This is a genomic window from Streptomyces sp. NPDC014991, from assembly GCF_043080665.1.
In the GTDB taxonomy this organism is placed as follows: domain Bacteria; phylum Actinomycetota; class Actinomycetes; order Streptomycetales; family Streptomycetaceae; genus Streptomyces.
In genome coordinates, this window is the sequence record NZ_JBIBVY010000001.1 from 1 (window position 1) to 16127 (window position 16127).

12 protein-coding genes are annotated in these 16127 nt (G+C 71.9%); 6 read left to right on the plus strand and 6 right to left on the minus strand.

What is annotated here, in order from left to right; translation table 11 throughout:
- Positions 1-475: 475 nt before the first annotated feature.
- Genes whiA through uvrC form a run of 4 tightly spaced genes read right to left on the minus strand, consistent with a single transcriptional unit; the run spans position 476 to position 5629 of the window.
- Entirely contained in the window at positions 476-1465 is a 990-nt protein-coding gene (gene whiA, locus ACF1BE_RS00005; RefSeq protein ID WP_356820968.1) for a DNA-binding protein WhiA, read from the minus strand.
- Positions 1456-2523 carry a uridine diphosphate-N-acetylglucosamine-binding protein YvcK gene (yvcK, locus tag ACF1BE_RS00010; RefSeq protein WP_392196670.1) on the minus strand — a complete coding sequence of 356 codons (1068 nt, stop codon included), beginning with the start codon at positions 2521-2523 and terminating at the stop codon, positions 1456-1458. The genes whiA and yvcK overlap by 10 nt, the downstream gene beginning before the upstream one ends.
- Positions 2520-3536 carry an RNase adapter RapZ gene (gene rapZ / locus ACF1BE_RS00015; RefSeq protein ID WP_392196671.1) on the minus strand — a complete coding sequence of 339 codons (1017 nt, stop codon included), beginning with the start codon at positions 3534-3536 and terminating at the stop codon, positions 2520-2522. The genes yvcK and rapZ overlap by 4 nt, the downstream gene beginning before the upstream one ends.
- A complete protein-coding gene (gene uvrC / locus ACF1BE_RS00020) occupies positions 3533-5629 on the minus strand; it encodes an excinuclease ABC subunit UvrC (protein ID WP_392196672.1) in 2097 nt (698 codons plus the stop codon). The genes rapZ and uvrC overlap by 4 nt, the downstream gene beginning before the upstream one ends.
- A gap of 398 nt (positions 5630-6027) precedes the next feature.
- Between uvrC and ACF1BE_RS00025 the strand changes: the two genes are divergently transcribed.
- On the plus strand, positions 6028-6975 hold the full coding sequence (locus ACF1BE_RS00025; protein WP_392196673.1) for a hypothetical protein: 948 nt from the start codon (positions 6028-6030) through the stop codon (positions 6973-6975).
- 363 nt (positions 6976-7338) lie between these two features.
- On the opposite strand, the gene ACF1BE_RS00030 is transcribed toward ACF1BE_RS00025, so the two are convergent.
- Complete coding sequence (locus ACF1BE_RS00030; RefSeq protein WP_392196674.1) at positions 7339-7767, minus strand: Rieske 2Fe-2S domain-containing protein; 429 nt, start codon at positions 7765-7767, stop codon at positions 7339-7341.
- A 294-nt stretch (positions 7768-8061) separates the two neighbouring features.
- On the opposite strand from ACF1BE_RS00030, the gene ACF1BE_RS00035 reads away from it, so the two are divergent.
- Positions 8062-8982 (plus strand): carbohydrate kinase, encoded by a 921-nt coding sequence (locus ACF1BE_RS00035; protein WP_392196675.1) that lies wholly within the window; start codon positions 8062-8064, stop codon positions 8980-8982.
- Between the two features lie 196 nt (positions 8983-9178).
- Here ACF1BE_RS00035 and uvrA read toward each other — a convergent pair whose 3' ends face one another.
- Positions 9179-12202 carry an excinuclease ABC subunit UvrA gene (gene uvrA, locus ACF1BE_RS00040; protein WP_392196676.1) on the minus strand — a complete coding sequence of 1008 codons (3024 nt, stop codon included), beginning with the start codon at positions 12200-12202 and terminating at the stop codon, positions 9179-9181.
- Between the two features lie 222 nt (positions 12203-12424).
- On the opposite strand from uvrA, the gene ACF1BE_RS00045 reads away from it, so the two are divergent.
- The 4 genes from ACF1BE_RS00045 to ACF1BE_RS00060 all read left to right on the plus strand — a co-directional run bounded on the left by ACF1BE_RS00045 (position 12425) and on the right by ACF1BE_RS00060 (position 16081).
- Positions 12425-13111 (plus strand): maleylpyruvate isomerase family mycothiol-dependent enzyme, encoded by a 687-nt coding sequence (locus tag ACF1BE_RS00045; RefSeq protein WP_392196677.1) that lies wholly within the window; start codon positions 12425-12427, stop codon positions 13109-13111.
- A 48-nt stretch (positions 13112-13159) separates the two neighbouring features.
- Complete coding sequence (locus ACF1BE_RS00050) at positions 13160-13816, plus strand: MBL fold metallo-hydrolase (protein ID WP_392196678.1); 657 nt, start codon at positions 13160-13162, stop codon at positions 13814-13816.
- Positions 13817-14234: 418 nt separating this feature from the next.
- Positions 14235-15119, plus strand: a complete 885-nt coding sequence (locus ACF1BE_RS00055; protein WP_392196679.1) for an ABC transporter substrate-binding protein — start codon at positions 14235-14237, stop codon at positions 15117-15119.
- The gene (locus ACF1BE_RS00060) at positions 15116-16081 is read left to right on the plus strand and encodes an amino acid ABC transporter permease (protein ID WP_392196680.1); all 966 of its coding nucleotides are present in this window, start codon (positions 15116-15118) and stop codon (positions 16079-16081) included. The genes ACF1BE_RS00055 and ACF1BE_RS00060 overlap by 4 nt, the downstream gene beginning before the upstream one ends.
- The last annotated feature ends 46 nt before the right edge of the window (positions 16082-16127 follow it).

The following is a 16127-nucleotide window of genomic DNA, read 5'->3' on the forward strand; positions in this document are numbered from 1 at the left end:
GCAACGGCTCGATCAACGCCCACGACTCATCGGTCAGCTCATGACGACGCACCACGCACAGACCAACGACGCCGACACTTTGCGGACACGACCTAGGACCTGTCTTCCGGATCCTGCCGCGGTCGCGGGGTCCGGCACGCACATCCGCGGCGTCGTCGTCACTCGCCGACTCCGCCACGCTCGGCTGCGCTCACGCGGGGGGACCACCATCGCGTCGACCTCCCCCTCCGCCTCGCAGCCGCACGCACCAGGCCCCGCTCGGGCCGGCCAGGAGGCGAGGCCGGCCCGAGCCGGCCCGATCCGGAAGAAGGGCCCTAGCGGTGGTCCGCCACAGCGGCGAACAGGCTGCCAGGCTCATGTCACTCCTTGATCGAGTCAAGAGCGCTTCACGGACACGCGACGGAGGGGGTCCGAGCGCGGAACGACCGGTGCCGAGGCCCCGACCGGGCCCCGGCATGGAGAGATTGACGTGTCGTCAGCCGACCAGGTTGTCCGCCAGCTCCTCGCTGAGGTTGGCGTCCGTGCCCGGGATGCCCAGGTCGGAGGCGCGCTTGTCGGCCATCGCCAGCAGGCGGCGGATCCGGCCCGCGACCGCGTCCTTCGTCAGCGGCGGGTCGGCGAGCGCGCCCAGCTCCTCCAGGGAGGCCTGCTTGTGCTCCATGCGCAGCCGTCCGGCGGCGGCGAGGTGCTCCGGTACCTCGTCCCCGAGGATCTCCAGGGCGCGCTGGACCCGGGCCCCGGCAGCCACCGCGGCGCGGGCCGAACGACGCAGATTGGCGTCGTCGAAGTTGGCGAGCCGGTTGGCGGTTGCCCGTACCTCCCGGCGCATCCGGCGTTCCTCCCAGGCCAGCACCGACTCGTGTGCGCCCAGACGGGTGAGCAGGGCGCCGATCGCGTCACCGTCCCGGACGACCACCCGGTCCACACCGCGCACCTCGCGGGCCTTCGCGGCGATCGACAGTCTGCGGGCCGCGCCGACCAGCGCGAGCGCGGCCTCCGGGCCCGGGCAGGTCACCTCCAGGGAGGAGGAGCGGCCGGGCTCGGTCAGCGAGCCGTGCGCCAGGAAGGCCCCGCGCCAGGCCGCCTCCGCGTCACAGGTGGCCCCGGAGACCACCTGCGGGGGCAGCCCGCGGATCGGACGGCCCCGCCCGTCCACGAGCCCCGTCTGGCGGGCCAGCTGGTCACCGCCCGCGACCACCCGTACGACGTACCGCGAGCCGCGGCGCAGCCCGCCGGGCGCCATCACGATCAGCTCGGAACTGTGGCCGAAGATCTCCAGGATGTCCCGCTTGAGCCGGCGCGCCGCCATCGCGGTATCCAGTTCCGCCTCGATCACGATGCGCCCGCTCACCAGATGGAGGCCGCCGGCGAACCGCAGAACGGCGGAGACCTCTGCCTTCCTGCAGCAGGTCCGGGTGACGGGGAGCCGGGAGATCTCATCCTTCACCGCTGCCGTCATCGCCATGGGCCGATCCTTCCATGCATCCGAAAAATACGGTCGTACGCGGCGGCCAACAGCTCCGGATCATGCCGGGGCGTTCCGTCGGTCCGGGCCACCGGCGCCAGCTCGACCGCGGCTCCCAGCCGCTTGGCGGCCTCGGTGAGCAAGTCACGGTCGGGCACGGCGGCCTCGTCGGCCAGCACCACGTCCAGGGCGAGTTTAGGGGCGTGTCGCCCCAAAACCTCCAAATGACGCTGCGGTGAGAAGCCCTCGGTTTCTCCCGGCTGCGGCACCAGGTTCAGCGAGAGCACACGGCGGGCCTTGGTCTCGGTGAGGGCGTCGAGCAACTCGGGGACGAGCAGGTGCGGGATCACCGAGGAGAACCACGAGCCGGGGCCGAGGACCACCCAGTCCGCGTCCCGGACCGCCGCCACGGCCTCCGGCACGGCCGGCGGGTCGTGCGGCACCAGGTGCACCGACTGCACCTCGCCGGGCGTGAGGGCCACGGTCGCCTGCCCGCGGACCGTGTCCACGTCGTCCGGGCGCTCCGGGTCGTGCCCCTTGACCAGGGCCTGGAGCTCCAGCGGTACGGCCGACATGGGCAGCACGCGCCCGTGCGCCCCGAGCAGCCTGCCGACCAGGTCGAGGGCCTGTACATGGTCGCCGAGCTGCTCCCACAGGGCGACGATCAGCAGGTTGCCGACCGCGTGGTCGTGCAGGTCGCCCCTGGAGTGGAAGCGGTGCTGGATGACCCGGGACCAGGTCTGGCCCCAGTCGTCGTCCCCGCACAGCGCGGCCAGTGCCTTGCGCAGATCGCCGGGCGGCAGCACGCCCAGTTCGTCCCGGAGCCGGCCGCTGGAACCGCCGTCGTCGGCCACGGTGACGACGGCGGTGAGATCGCCGGTGATCCGGCGCAGCGCCGCGAGCGACGCGGACAGGCCCATGCCGCCGCCGAGCGCGACCACCTTGGGCTGGGCGCCGCGACGCCGGGGCCGGCCCCCACGGACCTCGGCCGGGCGGCCGGCACGGGCCTCGGGCACCATCCGGCGCAGCCTGCCCAGCCGCGGTGTACGTCCCGTCATTCCCGTCCCATGTCCCGGTGTACGACCACCGTCTCCACGCCCTCGGCCGCGAGCCGCGCGGCGAGCTTCTCCGACATCGCGACCGAGCGGTGCTTGCCGCCGGTACAGCCGATGGCGATGGTCACATACCGCTTGCCCTCGCGGCGGTAGCCGGCCGCGATGAGCCGCAGCAGCTCGGCGTACCGGTCGAGGAACTCCTTCGCGCCGGGCTGGTTGAAGACGTAGGCGGCGACCTCCTCGTTGACGCCGGTGTACGGGCGCAGCTCCGGGACCCAGTGCGGGTTGGGCAGGAACCGCATGTCCGCGACCAGGTCGGCGTCGACCGGCAGGCCGTACTTGAAGCCGAAGGACATCACGGTGGCCCGCAGCTCGGGCTCCTCCTCGCCCGCGAACTGGGCGTCCATCTTGGCGCGCAGCTCGTGCACGTTCAGGCTGGAGGTGTCGATCACCAGATCGGCGTCGCCGCGCAGCTCGCGCAGCAGCTCCCGCTCGGCGGCGATGCCGTCCACGATGCGGCCGTCGCCCTGGAGGGGATGCGGCCGGCGCACCGACTCGAAGCGGCGCACGAGCGCCTCGTCGGAGGACTCCAGGAAGACGATCCTGCGGGTGACGCCCCGGGTGTCCAGGTCGGCGAGGGACTCGCGCAGGTTGTCGAAGAAGCGCCGGCCGCGGACGTCCACGACGACCGCGATCCGCGCCACGTTGCCCTGCGACCGGGCGCCCAGCTCCACCATGGTGGGGATGAGCGCGGGCGGGAGGTTGTCCACGACGAACCAGCCGAGGTCCTCCAGACACTTCGCGGCCGTGGATCTGCCCGCTCCGGACATGCCGGAGATGATCACCAGCTCGGGGATGGCCGCCTCGGGGGCCCCGGCTGTCTCGCTGCCCGTACTCACCTGTGCTCCGTTGTCCTCGCCCGCTCCCTGGCCGGCGTCCTGCCGGACGACATCGTCGCCCGTGTCGCTGTGCGGCTGTTCTCGCCGCGCTGTGGGCTGTGCGTCGTGCTCGGTCATGTCTCCTGCCCCCGTCGTCCGTCCGGGGGGCCCGCGGTCACGGGCTCCCCCGAGGAACCCCCCGTCGTGCCGGGTTCCTCGTCCTCAATGATCTCTCCGGTCGCCGTGTTCACGGCGGGTGCGGCCGGGACCGCCCGGGCGAGGGCCACGGCGATGGTCTCGGCCGTCTTCCGGCCTATCCCGGGCACTTCCTGGATCTGCTCGACGGTGGCGGACCGCAGCTTCTTCACCGAGCCGAAATGCTTGATGAGCGCCTGTCTGCGGGTCTCGCCGAGCCCGGGCACGTCGTCCAGCGGGCCGGACCGGAAGCGCTTGGCGCGCTTGGTCCGCTGGTAGGTGATCGCGAACCGGTGGGCCTCGTCACGGACCCGCTGGAGCAGGTAGAGGCCCTCGCTGGTGCGGGGCAGGACCACCGGGTCGTCCTCGCCGGGCACCCAGACCTCTTCCAGGCGCTTGGCGAGACCGCAGACCGCGATGTCGTCGATCCCCAGCTCGTCCAGGGCGCGCCGGGCCGCCGCGACCTGCGGCTGACCGCCGTCGACGACGACCAGTTGCGGCGGGTACGCGAACTTCCTGGGACGCCCGTCGTCGTCCTTGAGGGAGCCGGTGACCACGTCCGTGCCGGTCAGCGCGCCGTCGCCGTCGGTGAGCACCTCCTCGGTGCCGGCGCCGTCGGCCCACTCCCCCGTTCTCTCCTTCTCGGCCAGGTAGCGCCTGAAGCGCCGGCTGATCACCTCGTGCATGGAGCGGACGTCGTCCTGGCCGGCGAAGCCCTTGATCTGGAAGCGGCGGTACTCGTTCTTGCGCTGGAGGCCGTCCTCGAAGACGACCATGGAGGCCACCACGTCGTCGCCCTGGAGGTGCGAGATGTCGTAGCACTCGATCCGCAGCGGGGCGCTGTCCAGGCCGAGGGCCTCGGCGATCTCCTCCAGCGCACGCGAGCGGGTGGTCAGGTCGGAGGCGCGTCTGGTCTTGTGCAGGGCGAGAGACTGCTGGGCGTTGCGCTGCACGGTCTCCATGAGCGCCTTCTTGTCGCCGCGCTGCGGGATGCGCAGCGAGACGTTCGCCCCACGGCGGGCGGCCAGCCACTCCTGGACCGGCTCGACCGGCTCCGGCAGGGCCGGGACGAGCACCTCCTTGGGGACCGCGTCCCCGGTCTCCTCGCCGTACAGCTGCTGGAGGGCGTGCTCGACCAGGGCGCCGGTGGTGACCTCCTCGACCTTGTCGGTCACCCAGCCGCGCTGGCCGCGGACCCGGCCGCCGCGTACGTGGAAGATCTGGACGGCCGCCTCCAGCTCGTCCTCGGCGACGGCGATGAGGTCGGCGTCGGTCGCGTCGGCGAGCACGACCGCGTTCTTCTCCATGGCCTTCTTCAGGGCCCCGATGTCGTCGCGCAGGCGGGCCGCCCGTTCGTACTCCATCTCCTCGGCCGCCTCCGCCATCTGCTTCTCCAGGCGGCGCAGGTAGGTGCCGGTGCGGCCGGTCATGAAGTCGCAGAACTCGTCGGCCAGGTCCCAGTGGTCCTCGGGGGTGATCCGGCCGACACAGGGGGCGGAGCACTTGTCGATGTAGCCGAGCAGGCAGGGGCGGCCGGTACGGGTGGCGTTCTTGAAGACACCGGCCGAGCAGGTGCGCACCGGGAAGACCCGCAGCAGCAGGTCGACGGTGTCCCGGATGGCCCAGGCGTGCGCGTACGGACCGAAGTACCGGACGCCCTTCTTCTTGTGACCGCGCATCACCTGCACCCGCGGGAACTGTTCGTTCATCGTCACCGCGAGGTAGGGGTAACTCTTGTCGTCGCGGTACTTGACGTTGAACCGGGGGTCGTACTCCTTGATCCAGGAGTACTCCAGCTGGAGCGCCTCCACCTCCGTGGACACCACGGTCCACTCCACGGACGCTGCGGTGGTCACCATCGTCCGGGTGCGCGGGTGCAGGTTCGCCAGGTCCTGGAAGTAGTTCGCCAGGCGCTGGCGCAGGCTCTTCGCCTTCCCGACGTAGATCACCCGGCGGTGCTCGTCACGGAACCTGTACACCCCGGGAGAGTCCGGGATGTCTCCCGGCCTGGGGCGGTAGCTGGAGGGATCGGCCATGTCTCACACCCTACTGGCGGGCACCGACACCGCGTCGCGCCTGTGGACGACGCCCGCCCTCGTGCGGCACCCGGAAGTGCGTCGGCGGCACCCCCGCCGCGAAGTCCGCGCCCCTGTCGACGGCACCTCCTCACCGGCGCCGCGCGCCACGCCCGCCCCCCGCCTCCCCCGGCCGCGGGACGGTGAGGTCCGGCCAGTCGTCCACGACGGTGGGGCGCTAGGTGTTGTCGGGTTCTGGTCAACACGCTTCAATGCGGGGGAACCCGGGGCCGTGCACGCACGCACACGGGCGCGGTTGCCCGGCCACGGGCGTCCGCAGCGCCCACGGGGGTGGCCCCGCGGACTCGCACAGACGGTCTGACCAGCCGGAGTGACACCTCACAGAAAGGCCCCTCGGCATGCGGCATGCCACAGAGCACGCGGACGTCCCCACCGCGGAACTCGACACGGCCCTGCGCGGCGGCCCCTTCCACGTGGCGCTGCGCGCCGCGATCGCCGCACGCGGACTGCCGCTCCAGCGCGTGCAGCACCATCTGTCACGCCGCGGGGTCAAGGTGGGCGTGACCAGCCTGAGCTACTGGCAGCAGGGCGCCCGCCGCCCGCAGCGCCCGGAGTCGCTGCGCGCCGTACGGGCGCTGGAGGAAATACTCCAGCTGCCGGACGAGTCACTGATCCGGCTCCTCGCCGAGGCCGACGAGCGCTCGACGGCCGGCCGGCCGGGGGGCCGCTCCTACCGTTCCCAGGTCGAGACCTCGGACGTCCTGGACCGGCTCACCGCCGACCTGGGCTGGTCCGTGGACGGCGGGCTGCACACCCTGGGGCACCACGAATGTGTCCGGATCGGCGCCCGGCGCGAGCTGGCCGGCCGCGAGGCCCATCACATCGTGCGGGCCCACCGCGACGGCGTCGACCGCTTCGTCGCCGTTCACCACGGTGACCGGGGCTGTGACCCGCGCCGGATGACCGTGCGGGCCCTGGAGAACTGCCGCACCGGGCGCCTCCGCTGGGACCAGGACACCGGGGTACTGGTGGTCGAGCTGCTGTTCGACACCCGGTTGCGTTCCGGCGACACGTTCCTCTTCCGGTACGCCGTCGAGGACGGCACGGCGGGGACCGCTCGCGAGCATCTCCAGCGGTTCGGTTCCCCCGGTGGCCAGTACGCGCTCCAGGTGCGCTTCGACCCGGCCGCTCTGCCGGTGCGCTGCCACCGCTTCGCCCAGCACTCGCCGGCGGCTCCGCGCAGCGGCCGGCAGGAACTCGCCGTGACCGGCATGCACCACTGTGCCCACGTGGTGGAGCCGCGCATCCGGCCGGGCATCGTGGGGATCGCCTGGGAGTGGGAGTGACGGACCCCTCTCCGCCCGTGCCCTGATGAGCGGAACCACCCGGCAGGCCGCCGCGCCGAGGACGACGGGAGCCGGGGATCTACCTGCTCGCAGCGCTGCGACGGGATGACCGGGCCGGGACGATCACGGGCGGCCGGTCCGGGCGGCTCCGGCGACGGGCGGGCGGCTTCCGGCGGCCGGTCTGGGCGGCTCCGGCGACGGGCGGGCGGCTTCCGGCGGCCGGGACGGTTACGGCGCGGCCGCTCTGGGCGGCCGGTCCGGGCAACGGGCGGGCGGCTTCCGGCGGCCGGGGCAGGGCCGGGTGTCCGGGGCGGGCGAGCGCGTGACTCCGGGCGACCGCGGACCGCTCCGGGCAGCCTTCCGTCAGACTGCCGGGCCGGCGATGATCCTGCCGTTCGCGGCCTTCACCGTCAGCGCGCCCAGGGGCTCGGTGGCCGGCGCCTGGACCACCTCGCCCGTCACGGCGTCGAACTCGCTGCCGTGGCAGGGGCAGACCAGAGTCGTCCCCCGCAGCTTGTTGATAGGGCACCCGGCGTGCGTGCAGATCGTGCTGTACGCCTTCAGCGTGCCGTTCCGGTCGCGGCTGACCACGACGTTGTGGTCCTGGTAGAGCTGGGCGCCGCCCTTGGGGACCTCGGTCTCGGCACCGAGATCGACCGGTGCGGTCGGGGTGGCCGCAGCCGGCCCGCTCCCGCCCGGTGCCGAGCACGCGGTCAGGCCGAGCCCGGCGACCGGGGCAGCGGCGGCTCCTCGAAGGACGGTACGGCGGCTTGCCGAGGAGTGGGCGGGCATCTGGCTCTCCACAGGTCAAGGTGTGTGCAGGGCGACGATACCCGGGGGAAGGGACCGCTTCGGACCCGAGGGGCGGCAGGTGCTCACGTGCGCGTTTACGCGGGGTGAGAGGGTGAGATACCGTCCCGGTCCGGCCTGCCTGAGGCGCAGGCCGGGCACGGCTCGGTCGGCGGCCTCAGGGCGCGGATCAGTCCGGTACCACCCGGAGCCGGCGGAGGTGTCGGGCCGGTTCACGACTCAGGCGGCGCAGGGATCGGGGCCGCTCACCACTCGGGCCAAGGAGGGAACCGCCGCATGATCGTCGTTGCCGGTGAGGCACTGATCGACCTCGTACCGCAGGGCCCCGGTGCCCTCGCGGTGCTGAAACCGGCGCTCGGCGGCGGCCCCTACAACACCGCCGTGGCCCTCGGGCGGCTCGGCTCCCGCACCGCCTTCTGCTCCCGGGCGTCGAACGACGCCTTCGGTGAGGCCCTGCTGGACGGGCTGCGGCGGGCCGGGGTCGACGTGTCCGGCGTTCAGCGGGGGCCGGAGCCGACGACCCTCGCGGTGGCCACGGTCGACGCCGCCGGCTCGGCCGCCTACTCCTTCTATGTCGACGGCACCGCCGACCGTCTGTTCTCCGGCCCGGTGACTCTGCCCGCCGGTACACGCGCGGTGTCCTTCGGTACCTGTTCGCTCGCCCTGGAGCCGGGGGCGAGCGCCTACGAGGAGCTGATGCGCACCGCTGCGGGGCAGGGGCTCTTCACCGCCCTCGACCCCAACGTGCGGGCGGGGCTGATCCCGGACGCGGACGCCTACCGGGCGCGTTTCGAGAGCTGGCTGCCCTCGGTGACGCTGCTGAAGCTGTCCGAGGAGGATGCCGCGTGGCTCGGCGGCACCCCGCGCGCGTGGCTGGCGGCGGGACCGTCGGCCGTGGTGCTCACCCGGGGCGGCGACGGCCTGACCGTGTTCACCCAGGACGGCGGGGAGCACTCCGCGCCCGGTGAGAAGGTCAGTGTCGTGGACACCATCGGCGCCGGTGACACGGTGAACGCGGCCTTGCTGCACGGACTGGCCGTGCAGGACGCGCTGACGCCGGAGGCGTTCGCCGCCCTCGGGACGGAGGGCTGGGCCCGGCTGCTGCGTTTCGCGGCCCGCGCGGCGGCGGTGACCTGCTCGCGGGCGGGGGCCGAGCCGCCGTACGCGGCCGAGCTGGGCGGGCGGGCCGCGCCGTGAGCGGTCTGATCTCCCTGTGCTGTTGACAAGGTACGGCCGGTCCTGCGGTGTGCGGGGACCTGTCGGATCGCAGGACCGGGCTGGTTGCCGAGGGAACGAACGGCGCCCCGCGGGGAGTTCCCGCGGGGCGCCGACTTTTTGATGGTGCGTCAGCCGGGCCGAAGGGCGTTCCTGACCGCCTCCCGGTCCGGCCGGCTCAGGCCTTGCGGGCCCGCGTGGCCTTCTTCGCGGGCGTCGCCTTCTTCGTGGCCGTGGCGGTCTTCTCGACCGGCGTGCTGTTGGCCCGGACCGTCACCGTCTTCTTCGCCGGTGACTTGGCGGCGGCGGTCTTCCGTGCCGTCGTGGTCCGCGGCTTGACCGGTTCCGCGTCGCTGACGCGGTCGGCGCCGAGGATCTCGCGCAGGAACTTGCCCGTGTGGCTGGTCGGGACTCCGGCGACCTCCTCCGGCGTGCCCTCCGCGACCACCAGGCCACCGCCGGCGCCGCCCTCCGGACCCATGTCCACGATCCAGTCGGCGGTCTTGATCACGTCCAGGTTGTGCTCGATGACGATGACCGTGTTGCCCTTGTCGACCAGCCCGCCGAGCACCGTGAGCAGCTTGCTGATGTCCTCGAAGTGCAGACCGGTGGTCGGCTCGTCCAGGACGTAGACCGTGCGTCCGGTGGACCGCTTCTGGAGTTCGCTGGCGAGCTTGACGCGCTGCGCCTCACCACCGGAGAGGGTGGTGGCGGACTGGCCGAGGCGGACGTAGCCGAGACCGACGTCGTTCAGCGTCCTCAGGTGCCGGGAGATCGCCGGGACCGCCTCGAAGAAGTGCATGGCCTCCTCGATCGGCATGTTCAGCACCTCGGCGATGGACTTGCCCTTGTAGTGAACCTCCAGGGTCTCCCGGTTGTACCGGGCGCCGTGGCAGACCTCGCACGGGACGTAGACGTCCGGCAGGAAGTTCATCTCGATCTTGATGGTGCCGTCACCGGAGCAGTTCTCGCAGCGGCCGCCCTTGACGTTGAAGGAGAAGCGCCCCGGCAGGTAGCCACGGACCTTCGCCTCGGTGGTCTCGGCGAACAGCTTGCGGATGTGGTCGAAGACACCGGTGTACGTCGCCGGGTTGGACCGCGGGGTGCGGCCGATCGGCGACTGGTCGACGTGCACGACCTTGTCGACCAGGTCGTCGCCCGCCACGCGCGTGTGGCGTCCGGGGACGGTCCGGGCGCCGTTCAGCTCGCGTGCCAGGTGCGTGTACAGGATGTCGTTGACGAGCGTCGACTTGCCGGATCCGGAGACGCCGGTGACGGCCGTGAACACACCGAGCGGGAAGGAGACGTCGATGTCCTGCAGGTTGTTCTCGCGGGCACCGTGCACGGTGAGCTGCCGGGACGGGTCGAGCGGGCGGCGCACGTCCGGCAGCGGGATCGACTTGCGGCCCGAGAGGTACGCGCCGGTCTGCGACTCGGTGTTGGCGAGCAGTTCCTTCACGGAACCGCTGTGCACGACCTTGCCACCGTGCTCACCCGCGCCGGGGCCGATGTCCACGATCCAGTCGGCGACCTTGATGGTGTCCTCGTCGTGCTCCACGACGATGAGCGTGTTGCCCATGTCACGCAGCCGGACGAGGGTCTCGATCAGCCGGTGGTTGTCCCGCTGGTGCAGGCCGATGGAGGGCTCGTCCAGGACGTAGAGGACGCCGACGAGGCCGGAGCCGATCTGGGTGGCCAGGCGGATGCGCTGGGCCTCGCCGCCGGAGAGGGTGCCGGCCGCGCGGTTGAGCGAGAGGTAGTCCAGGCCGACGTCGACCAGGAAACGCAGCCGCTCGTTGACCTCCTTCAGGACCCGCTCGGCGATCTTCTTGTCGCGGGCGCTCAGCTTCAGTTCGCCCAGGAACTCCGCGCAGTCACTGATCGACATCGCGGAGATCTCGGCGATCGACCTGCCCATGATCGTGACCGCGAGGACGATCGGCTTCAGACGCGTGCCCTCGCAGGAGGGGCAGGGCACCTCGCGCATGTAGCCCTCGAAGCGCTCGCGGCTGGCGTCGCTCTCGGCCTCGCTGTGCCGGCGCTTCACGAACGGCACCGCGCCCTCGAAGGCGGTCGTGTAGACGCGCTCGCGGCCGTACCGGTTGCGGTACCGCACCTCGATCTGGGTCCTGTGGCCCTGGAGCAGGGCCTTCTTGGCGCGCTGCGGCAGACCGGCGAAGGGGATGTCCGTGCGGAAGCCGAGGGCGTCCGCGAGGGCGCCGATCAGGCGGCTGAAGTAGTCCTTGCTCTGCCCGTGCGACCAGGGGTGGATGGCACCCTCGTCCAGGGACTTGTCGGGGTCCGGGACGATCAGCTCGGGGTCGACCTCCATGCGCGTGCCGATGCCGGTGCACTCGGGGCAGGCGCCGAAGGGCGAGTTGAAGGAGAAGGAGCGGGGCTCCAGCTCCTCGAAGGAGAGGTCGTCGTACGGACAGTAGAGGTGCTCCGAGTACATGCGCTCGCGCTCGGGGTCGTCCTCGGGGAGGTCCACGAAGTCGAGCACGACCATGCCGCCGGACAGGCCGAGGGCGGTCTCCACGGAGTCGGTGAGGCGGCGCTTGGCGGAGTCCTTCACCGTGAGGCGGTCCACGACCACCTCGATGGTGTGCTTCTCCTGCTTCTTCAGGGCCGGCGGCTCGGAGAGCTGGACGGTCTGGCCGTCGACGCGCGCGCGGGAGTAGCCCTTGGTCTGGAGGTCGGCGAAGAGGTCGACGAACTCGCCCTTGCGCTCGCGCACCAGCGGGGACAGCACCTGGAAGCGGCTCCCCTCCGGGAGCTCCAGGACCCTGTCCACGATCGCCTGCGGCGACTGGCGCGAGATCGGGCGGCCGCACTCGGGGCAGTGCGGCTTGCCGATGCGCGCGAAGAGCAGACGCAGGTAGTCGTAGACCTCGGTGATCGTGCCGACCGTCGAGCGGGGGTTGCGGGAGGTCGACTTCTGGTCGATGGAGACCGCCGGGGAGAGGCCCTCGATGAAATCGACGTCGGGTTTGTCCATCTGCCCGAGGAACTGCCGTGCGTACGAGGAGAGCGACTCCACGTAACGGCGCTGGCCCTCGGCGAAGATGGTGTCGAAGGCCAGGGAGGACTTGCCCGACCCGGACAGGCCCGTGAAGACGATGAGCGAGTCACGAGGCAGGTCGAGCGACACGTTTTTCAGGTTGTGCTCGCGCGCGCCACGGACGATGAGACGGTCGGCCACGCCGGTCCGCACCTTTCTAGAGAAGTGACAGGGGCGGGGCCCCCGAGCTTCTTCAGACTAGGGGGAGCCACTGACAACGCCGGTCGGATTGCCCGGTTGCATAACAACCCCCGACCCTCCAGCATGCCCGACGCCACCTTCGACGATATAGCACGTGCTTTCGATTTGCGGGCGAGGTTCCTCACCTTCACCCGAAGGTGTGGCGGGACTAGGGTCAGCACCATGATTGATCACGCTCATGACCTGGCCTGTGTACGTGACGCGACCGACCGGCTCCTCACCGCGGTCGCCGAACTGGACAACGCGTCACTCTCCCTGCCGTCACGGCTACCCGGCTGGACCCGCGGGCATGTGCTCGCCCACCTCGCCCGCAACGCCGACGCGCTCGTGAACGTCCTGGAAGGGCGTCCCATGTACGCGAGCGCCGAACAGCGCGACGCCGACATCGAGCGCGACGCCCCGCGCCCCGTGGCGGCCCAGCTCGCCGACGTCCGGGAGAGCGCGGCCCGCTTCCGGGCGGCCGGGGACACGCCCGCGGACTGGACGCGCACCGTGGAGCTGCGCAACGGGGTCACCGACTCGGCGGCCCGGATCCCCTTCCGGCGCTGGGCGGAGGTGGAACTGCACCACGTCGACCTCGGAGCAGGCTACGAGCTGGAGCATCTTCCGGCGGAGTTCCTGGAGCGGGAGACCGGCTTCCTCGCACAGCGGTTCGCCGGGCGCCCCGAGGTCCCCGCGACCCGGATCACGGACGGCACACGCGCGTGGAGCACCGGCCGCGAGGCGGACGTGCCCGAGGTCACCGTCACCGGACGGCCGGCCGACCTGATGGGCTGGCTCGCCGGGCGCCGCGACGGGGCGGCGCTGGAGGTACGGGGCGGCGCGCTGCCGAAGCTGCCCCCGCTGTAGGACGGCAGCCGTCTGCCGCCGGGCCTCCCCCGCTATAGGCTGGCCGCCATGACGTACTCCGGAGAGGTCAAGGTCGGCGGACCGGCGGATGTGCACGAGCTGAAAGACCTGATGATCACCAAGATCGCGGTCGGCCCGATGGACAACAACGCCTATCTGCTGCGCTGCCGGGCCACCGACGAGCAGCTTCTGATCGATGCCGCCAACGAGGCGGAGACACTCCTGGCCATGATCGGTGACGACGGCATCGCGTCCGTCGTCACCACACATCGGCACGGCGACCACTGGCAGGCGCTCGCCGAGGTCGTCGCCGGCACGGGCGCGCGCACCTACGCCGGCCGCGACGACGCCCCCGGCATCCCGGTGCCCACCGACGTCCTCGTCGACGACGGCGACGTCATCAAGGTGGGCCAGGTGCAGCTCACCGCGCGCCACCTGGTCGGGCACACCCCCGGTTCCATCGCGCTGATCTACGACGACCCGCACGGCCATCCGCACGTGTTCACCGGCGACTGTCTCTTCCCGGGCGGGGTCGGCAACACGCGCAAGGATCCGCAGGCGTTCGCCAGCCTGATCCACGACGTGGAGACGAAGATCTTCGGCGCGCTGCCGGACGAGACGTGGGTCTACCCCGGGCACGGCGACGACACCACGCTGGGCGCGGAGCGGCCGCACCTGCCGGAGTGGCACGCGCGCGGGTGGTGAGCGGCGCGCGTGGTCGCTCACACCGGCGCGCGTGGCTGTGAGCGTCCGGCGAGGCGGGGCGGCTCACCGAGGCGTTGCGCAGGCACCCGTACGTGCGGGGACGCGACCGCGACCGGCGCGCGCACCCTGCCTCCACGCGGGGCGTGCGCCCTGCTCGTACGCCCCGCGCCCGGCGCGTGTGCGCGCTCCCGTGGAGCAGTGCCAGGCGGTCGACCGGGGACGCACAGGATGACGGCTCCCTGCGCGGCAGGGGCCGCCGGTCTTCCGCCCCGCCCTCGGCCGGCGGCCCGGGCGCGGGCACGCGCGCGTGAGTCGCCGTGTTCCCCCGCGTTCACACGGCCGCAACACCCGTTCCCAGTATGCGGACAACCACCGCCGTGACATGGACATAAGCGTCGTCCGCTGCCACTCTCCCGCCATGCATCCTGCTCCTCGCCTCCTGCGTCGCGCGGTAGCCGCCGCGACCACAGCTCTGCTCGCCACCGCTGTCGGCTGTGCGCCGCAGCCCGAGAACAAGGCGTCGGCGGCCCCGTCCGGACCGGCCGCCAAGAACTGCGCGAAGGACGGGCTCACCACCAAGACGTCGGGCAAGCTGACGGTCGCGACGGACGAACCGGCCTACGAGCCCTGGTTCAAGGACGGCAAGCCCGCCGACGGCAAGGGGTACGAGTCGGCGGTCGCCTACGCCGTGGCCAAGCGACTGGGCTACGGCAAGAGCGCGGTCGTGTGGCAGAGCGTGCCGTTCAACAAGGCGTTCGCGCCGGGCGTGAAGACCTTCGACTTCGACATCAACCAGGTGTCGATCAGCGCCGAGCGCAAGAAGGCCGTGGACTTCTCCTCCGGTTACTACGACGTGCGTCAGGCCGTCATCGCGCTGAAGGACGGCAAGGCCGCCGGGGCGACAGGCCTCGCGGACCTGAAGAAGCTGAAGCTGGGCGCCCAGGTGGGAACCACGAGCCTCGACTACATCACCGACGTGGTGAAGCCGGCCCGGCAGCCCGCCGTCTACGCCAAGAACGACCAGGCCAAGTCCGCGCTGCGGAACGGGCAGGTGGACGCCGTCGTCACCGATCTGCCGACCGCCTTCTACATCACCGCGGCCGAGGTGACGGAGGCGAAGATCGTCGGCCAGTTCGAGAACCAGGGCGGCACGCCCGAGCAGTTCGGGCTCGTGCTGGACAAGGGCAGCGCGCTGACCCCCTGCGTGACGCGCGCCGTCGACGCCCTGCGCGAGGACGGCACGCTGGCCCGGATCGAGAAGCAGTGGCTCTCGGACGCCGTCGACGCCCCGGTGCTCAAGTGACGGTCACCCGGGGCGAGCCGGCCCGGGAGGGGGCGGACGACAAGCGTGACCTGGCGGACGCCACCGAGGACGGCGCTTCCGGTGACGGTGCCCGGGGTGACGGCGTTTCGGGCGACGGCTACGTGCCCTCCGAGCGGCGGCTGGCGCGCGAGCGCTACCAGCGCGCGCGTGCCCGCCGCGCCACGGCCGTCGCGGCCCTCTCCACGCTCGTCACGGCCGCCGTGCTGTACCTGGTCGTCGTCGGCGCGCCGGGCTGGCCGCGCACCAAGGAGACCTTCTTCAGCGCCCACTACGCGCGCGAGGCATTCCCGAAGGTCCTCGAAGGTCTGTGGCTGAACGTCCGGCTGCTGCTGGTCTGCGGCGTCGCCGTCCTGGTCCTCGGCATGCTGATCGCCGTCGCCCGGACCCTGCGGGGCCCGGTCTTCTTCCCGCTCCGGGTGCTGGCCGCTGCGTACACCGACTTCTTCCGCGGCCTTCCTCTCATCATCAACCTGATGATCGTGGTCCTGGGCGTTCCCGCGCTGCGGCTCCAGGGCGTGACGGTCGATCCGGTCCTGCTGGGCGGTACGGCGCTGACCCTGACGTACTCGGCGTACGTGGCCGAGGTCTTCCGGGCCGGCATCGAGTCCGTCCACCCCTCACAGCGCGCGGCGGCCCGCTCGCTGGGCCTCACCAACCGGCAGGCACTGCGCCACGTCGTCCTGCCCCAGGCGGTGCGCCGGCAGGTGCCGCCGCTGCTCAACGACCTCGTGTCGTTGCAGAAGGACACCGGCCTGGTCTCGATCGGCGGCGCGGTGGACGCCGTCCGCGCGGCCGACATCATCGCAGGCCGCAGTCTGAACTACACGCCGTACATCGTCGCGGGGCTGGTGTTCGTGGCGCTGACCATCCCGATGACCCGCTTCACGGACTGGGTGACGGCCAGGATGGACAGGCAGCGGGCTCAGGGAGGATCCCTGTGAAGACCTGGGGAGGATCCCTGTGAGCACCACTGTGAGCACCCCGGAG